Source organism: Actinomadura sp. (genome assembly GCF_044508335.1).
In the GTDB taxonomy this organism is placed as follows: Bacteria; Actinomycetota; Actinomycetes; order Streptosporangiales; family Streptosporangiaceae; genus Spirillospora.
Genome location: NZ_JBIQHY010000020.1, coordinates 76,048 through 81,644 on the forward strand (window position 1 = coordinate 76,048; position 5,597 = coordinate 81,644).

Genomic DNA, 5,597 nt, shown 5'->3' on the forward strand with positions numbered 1-5,597 from the left:
ACCCGGTGCCCGCGCTTCCGGCGGGCCGTGGCGGAACGGATCACCCGGGCGGCGCCGGCCGCGGGGTGATCCGTCCCGGGTCAGGAGTGCGCGGGCAGCGGCACCTCCGTTTCGGCTCCGGGGGCGGGCCGGGTCTCCGGGCGGGGGGCGTTCATGAGGACGGCGACGATCAGCGCGCCCGCCAGGAGGATCCCGGCGCCCCAGGCGCTGCCCGTCCCGAAGCCCTCCACCAGCGCCTGCTTCGCGACGGCGGGGCTCCTGCCGTGCGAGACGAGGTAGTCCGCGGTCGCGCTGGTCGCGATGGTGTTGAGCAGCGCGATCCCGATCGAGCTGCCGACCTGCTGCGCCGCGTTGACGGTCGCCGACGCCACGCCCGAGTCGCCCTGGTCGACGCCGCGGGTGGCGTAGTTCATGGCCACCGGCATGATCATGCCCGCCCCGAACCCGTAGAGCAGGCCCGTGACCAGCACGCCTCCGGCGTACCCGGTGCCGGGTTCGAGGGTGAGCATCCACAGCATGCCGCACGCGCTGACGAGCATCCCGGGGACGATCAGCGCCCGCGGCGGGACCCTGGGCAGCAGCCGGGCGCTGATCGCGCCGGCCGACACCATGACCGTCAGCACCATCGGGAAGAAGGCCACGCCCGTCCTGATCGGCGAGTAGCCCTTGACGATCTGCAGGTAGTAGGTCATGAACAGGAACGCGCCGAACATGCCGGCCCCCGCCAGCCCCACCGCCAGGTAGGCGGCGCCGCGGGTGCGGTCGGCGAGGACGCGCGGCGGCAGCAGCGGCTCCGGCACCCGCCGCTCGACGAGGACGAACGCGGCGAGCAGCACCGCACCGGCGGCGAGCAGCCCGGTGACGGTCGCCGACCGCCAGCCGTCCGACTCGGCCTGGCCGGTGCCGTACACGATCGCGACGAGCCCGGCGGTGGCGAGCAGGACGCCGGGGACGTCGAACCGGGCCCGGCCCTCGCGCCGCGACTCGGTCAGCATCGCGGACCCGCCGGCCACCGCGACCAGGGCGATCGGGATGTTGATGAAGAGGCACCAGCGCCAGTCCAGGTAGTCGGTCAGCGCCCCGCCCGCCAGCAGCCCGATGGCGCCGCCCGCGGCGGAGATCCCGCCCCAGACCCCGAACGCCTTGGCGCGCTCCTGCGGCCGGGTGAACGTCACCGTCAGCAGCGACAGCGCGGACGGGCCGAGCAGCGCGCCGAACGCGCCCTGCAGCGCGCGGGCGACCAGCAGCATCTCGAAGCCGGAGGCCACGCCGCCGAGCGCGGACGCCCCGGCGAAGCCGAGCAGCGCGACCAGGAAGGTCCGCCTGCGTCCGGTGTAGTCGGCGATCCGGCCGCCGAGCAGCAGCAGGCCCCCGAACGCCAGCGTGTACGCGGTGATGACCCACTGGCGGTCGCCGTCGGAGATCCCGAGATCCCGCTGGACGGACGGCAGCGCGATGTTCACGACCGTCCCGTCCAGGACGATCATGAGCTGCGCCAGCCCGATGAAGAACAGCGCGGTCCAGCGGCGCGGAACGGCCGCCGGCGCATCCCTGGTCGACATGATGAGGTCCCCCGTTCATGGTGGGTGCGGTGCGCGCCGCGCGGAGCGTCCGGCGCGGCGTCCTGACGACCACGAGATGCCGGGCGCCCGGTCCTTTGTGACAGCGCCCCGCTGTGATGAGGGCCACCGCCGGCCGATGTCACAAAGCGGCGCCGGAAGGCGTCCCGTGCGCATAGGGCCGTTGAAGACCGACCGGGGAGCCGACCATGAGCGAGCACAGCGACCAGGCGGCGGGTACGGCCGATCCCGCCACCGAGGCGTTCGTCGCCCACCGCAACCTGCTGTTCACCGTCGCCTACGAGATGCTGGGCTCGGCCGCCGACGCCGAGGACGTCCTGCAGGAGACGTGGCTGCGGTGGGTGGGCGTCGACCTCGCCGAGGTCCGGGACCAGCGCGCCTACCTGGTCCGGATCACGACGCGCCAGGCGCTGACCCGGCTGCGCACCCTCGGCCGCCGCAAGGAGACCTATGTCGGCCCCTGGCTGCCCGAACCGCTGCTGACCACGCCCGACGTGGCCGAGGACGTCGAGCTCGCCGACAACGTCTCGATGGCGATGCTGCTGGTGCTGGAGACGCTCACGCCGACCGAGCGGGCCGTGTTCGTGCTGCGCGACGTGTTCGACTTCCCCTACGGCGAGATCGCCGAGGCCGTCGGCAAGACCCCGGCGGCCGTCCGGCAGATCGCCCACCGTGCCCGCTCGCACGTCGCCGCGCGCCGCCCCCGCGACGCCGTCTCCTCGGACGAGACCCGGGCCGCGCTCCAGGCGTTCCAGCACGCGGTCGAGACCGGCGACGTGCAGAGCCTGGTGGGCGTCCTCGCACCGGACGTCGTCCTCCTGTCCGACGCCGGGGGGCGCAGGCAGGCCCTGCCGCGTCCGGTCGTCGGCGCCGACAAGGTGGCCCGCGTGCTGTCCGCGGGCCTCCGGTGGATCAGGACGGAGACCGAACTGTCGTTCGAGCCGGTCCAGGTGAACGGCTGGCCGGGCCTCATCATCCGGTTCGGCGGCGAGACCGACACCGTCATGGCGGCCCGCGTCGAGAACGGCCTGATCACCGGCCTCTACTTCGTCCGCAACCCCGAAAAGCTCTCCCGCGTGGACCAGCGAACCGCCCTGAGCCGCTGACCCCACCCCGCCTAGCGACTCACCCGACTCGCGGCGGTGATCGACTGGCACCTGCGCGTGGCGTCCTGCTGAGAAGTGCGCGGGCCGGTGGCGGCCGGGCTGACTCTTGCTGGTCGCGCCTGGCCGTTCCGCCGCGCGGTCCTCGTCCCCCGGCGGGCCGCGCGGCGGGCACCGCCCGTGGGTGCTAGCGGGTGTTCGCGGGTGTGGCGGAAAAGGTGCGGCGGTACGTGGTCGGGGGGACGCCCACGGTGCGGGTGAAGTGGTGGCGGAGGTTGGCGGCGCTGCCCAGGCCGGAGCGTGCGGCGATCTGGTCGACCGGGAGCGTCGTGGTCTCCAGCAGTTCGCGGGCCCGGTCGATGCGGATGCCGCGCAGCCATGCCATCGGGGTCGTGCCGGTGGCGGCGTGGAAGCGGCGGATCAGGGTGCGGGTGGTGACGTTGGCGCGGCGGGCCAGGACGCCCACGGTCAGTGGTTCGTGCAGGTGGCGGCGGGCCCAGTCGAGGAGGGGGCCGAGTTCGTCGGCGTCCTCGACGGCTTGCGCGTCGATGTACTGCGCCTGGCCTCCGGGGCGGTGGGCGGGCATCACCAGGCGCTTGGCGAGCGCACTGGCGACCGTGGCGCCGTGGTCCTTGCGGACGACGTGCAGGCACAGGTCGAGCCCGGCGGCCGTGCCCGCGCTGGTCAGGACGTCGCCGTCGTCTATGTAGAGGACGGACGCGTCCACCTTGACCTCGGGGTAGCGGGCGCTGAGCTGGTCGGCGTGCATCCAGTGGGTGGTCGCCGGGCGTCCGTCCAGGATGCCCGCCGCGGCGAGGACGAAGGCGCCGGTGCAGAGCGAGACGATGCGGGCGCCGCCGGCGTGGGCCGCGCGGACGGCCTCCACCAGGTCGGCCGGCTGGTCGTCGATGACGCTCGCGCAGGCCGGCACCACGACCGTGTCGGCCTCGGCGAGCACGTCGAGGCCGTGGACGGTGTCCGGGGCGAAGCCGGCGGCGGTGCGGGTGCCGGGCGCGGCGCAGAGGCGGAAGTCGTACCACCAGTCGGCGAGGCCGGGCCGTTCGTAGCCGAACACCTCGCAGGGGATGGCCAGTTCGAAGATCGGCACCCCGGAGGCGACGGCGACCGCGAGCGTGTGCATGTCACTAATTTAGCGATGATGGTCGTTACTGCCACTTGGCCGGGTGCGACGCCCGCGGGAGGGTCGGTGGCATGGACCGATTCCCTCTTGGACGCGCCTCCTTCGATCCGCATCCGGCGGCGGCCGAGCGGCTGTGGCGGCGCGTCATCGAACTGCTCGAGGACGAGCGCCGGCAGATCGCCCAGCGGGAGGTGAGCGCGCCGGTGGACGTCCGGGACCTGCGCAGGGCGGTCGGCGCGTACGGCTTCGACCGTCCGGCGGACCCCGAGGACGTGCTGGAGGACGTGGCCGGGCTGCTGCGGGCGACCACCGTCCACACGACCCATCCGCGCTACTTCGGCCTGTTCAACCCGACGCCGACGCTGATGGGCGTCCTCGGGGAGACGCTCGCCGCCGCGTTCAACCCCCAGCTGGCCGCCTGGTCGCACGCCCCGGCGGCGGTGGAGATCGAGGCCCACCTGCTGCGCTTCCTGGGCGGGCGGCTCGGCTACCCGGAGGACGCCGTCGCCGGGTCGTTCACCAGCGGCGGCGCCGAGGCGAACTTGACGGCCGTGCTGCTGGCGCTGACCAAGACGTGGCCGGAGTACGGCGAGAAGGGGCTGCGGGCGGTGGAAGGCCGTCCGGTCATGTACGCGTCGGCGGAGAGCCACCTCGCCTGGCTCAAGATCGCGCACGCGACCTGCATCGGGCGGGACGCCGTCCGCCTCGTCCCCGCCGGCCCCGACCTGCGCATGGACACCGGGGCCCTGGCCGCTCAGGTGGCCGCCGACCGCGCGAACGGCGACCGGCCGTTCCTCGTCGTCGCGACCGCCGGGACCACGGCCGCCGGGGTCATCGACCCGCTGCACGAGCTCGCCGACCTGTGCCGCGAGCAGGGCATGCGGCTCCACGCCGACGCCGCCTACGGGGGCGCGGCGGCGCTGTCGGACCGGCTGCGGCCCGCGCTGTCCGGCATCGAGCGCGCCGACTCGATCACCGTGGACGCGCACAAATGGCTGAGCGTCCCGATGGGTGCGGGCGCCTTCCTCTGCACGGACGCGGAGGGGCTCGCGGAGACGTTCCGGGTCACCACGTCCTACATGCCGGCCGGGATCCCCGACACCGTCGACCCCTACACGTCCAGCCAGCAGTGGTCGCGCCGCTTCATGGGCCTGAAGCTGTTCCTCAGCCTCGCCGTCGCCGGCCGCGAAGGCTACGCCGGGCAGCTCGAACGCGACGCGGACCTCGCGGACGCGTTGCGCCGCGGGCTCGCCGCCGCCGGCTGGGACATCGTCAACGACACCCCGCTGCCGGTCGTCTGCTTCGCCGACCCCGGCACCGCGACCCGGGAGCACCATGACGCGCTCGCGGAGCACGTGGTCCGCGGCGGGCGGGCGTGGATCAGCCCCGTCGACCTGAGCGGACGCGCCGCCCTGCGCGCCTGCGTGATCAGCCACCGCACGACGCCGGCCGACGTCGACGACCTCGTCGAGGCGGTGGGCGAGGCGCGCAAGGCGCTCTGAACCCGCGCGGACGGTCACGTGCGCCGGGGGCGAGGTCGACGGATTACCCTCCCGTGTCACTGACGAGCGGTTATTCGGGCAAGACACCAGATCATGAGGAGCGACACCGGAGGCGAGGACGCCTATCCCGGCACCGACCCGGTGCCCCTCGGAAAACCCGCGCGTGCGCGCACCGACTGGGTCGTCTACGGCGTCACCGCCGTGCTGTCCCCGGCGTTCGTGATCTGGGGCGGGGCGTCCACCGGCACCCTGAGCTCGGTGTCGGAGACGA

Annotated in this window: 4 protein-coding genes; 2 read left to right on the top strand and 2 right to left on the bottom strand. The window is 73.9% G+C overall.

The genetic code is table 11. The features are described from left to right. Window positions 1-80: 80 nt before the first annotated feature. Complete coding sequence (locus ACIWVC_RS10705) at window positions 81-1,562, bottom strand: MFS transporter (protein ID WP_396446815.1); 1,482 nt, start codon at window positions 1,560-1,562, stop codon at window positions 81-83. A gap of 206 nt (window positions 1,563-1,768) precedes the next feature. On the opposite strand from ACIWVC_RS10705, the gene ACIWVC_RS10710 reads away from it, so the two are divergent. Continuing rightward, complete coding sequence (locus ACIWVC_RS10710) at window positions 1,769-2,686, top strand: RNA polymerase sigma-70 factor (protein ID WP_396454078.1); 918 nt, start codon at window positions 1,769-1,771, stop codon at window positions 2,684-2,686. A 184-nt stretch (window positions 2,687-2,870) separates the two neighbouring features. Here ACIWVC_RS10710 and ACIWVC_RS10715 read toward each other — a convergent pair whose 3' ends face one another. After that, complete coding sequence (locus ACIWVC_RS10715) at window positions 2,871-3,824, bottom strand: helix-turn-helix domain-containing protein (RefSeq protein WP_396446817.1); 954 nt, start codon at window positions 3,822-3,824, stop codon at window positions 2,871-2,873. 71 nt (window positions 3,825-3,895) lie between these two features. Between ACIWVC_RS10715 and ACIWVC_RS10720 the strand changes: the two genes are divergently transcribed. After that, window positions 3,896-5,326: a pyridoxal phosphate-dependent decarboxylase family protein gene (locus ACIWVC_RS10720; protein WP_396454079.1), complete on the top strand. Its 1,431-nt coding sequence runs from the start codon at window positions 3,896-3,898 to the stop codon at window positions 5,324-5,326. Window positions 5,327-5,597 lie beyond the last annotated feature (271 nt).